Source organism: Amycolatopsis sp. w19 (assembly GCF_051373225.1).
Taxonomy (GTDB): Bacteria; Actinomycetota; Actinomycetes; order Mycobacteriales; family Pseudonocardiaceae; genus Amycolatopsis; species Amycolatopsis japonica.
The window spans coordinates 1-512 of sequence record NZ_JBPQFM010000092.1 but is presented as its reverse complement, the minus strand read 5'-3'; the positions used below and the strand labels follow the sequence as shown (position 1 = coordinate 512).

Here is a 512-nt window from a genome sequence, read left to right as displayed (position 1 = left end):
ACAAAATAACATAGAGATAATAGGGATAAACGGAACAAAAGGGACTTTGAAAGCGCGTGGTAGTTCAGGTTGTGTTTTACGCAAAACCAATACGCCTACCGAAACAACCAAGTACGCAAAGAGTGTTCCGATATTAACTAGTTCAGCTAATCTATGTAAAGGAATGAATCCAACAAAAATTGCAACTAAGATTCCTGTAATCCACGTATTTATAATAGGGGCTTTCTTAACTGAATCGACTTTGGACATTGTTTTAGGCAATAAGCCATCCCGACTCATAGCAAAAAACAAACGTGTTTGTGCGTATAAAAGTACAAGTAACACTGTAGTCATTCCCGTCAAAGCTCCTACCGAAATAAAGCCTGCTACCCAGTCTTGGTGAATATAGTATAATGCAAAATCTACCGGGTTTTTCACATTTAATTCAGTAAAGGGAACAATGCCCGTTAGAATGAAGGAAACAATAATATATAAGATCGTACATATAGTAAGGGAAGAAATAATCACGATAG

General features: G+C 36.7%; 1 protein-coding gene. It reads right to left on the bottom strand.

Going from position 1 to position 512, the window contains the following annotated elements:
- On the bottom strand, window positions 1-507 hold a 507-nt coding region (locus tag ACSMFO_RS40255; protein WP_436462556.1), incomplete at its 3' end, for an amino acid permease.
- Window positions 508-512 lie beyond the last annotated feature (5 nt).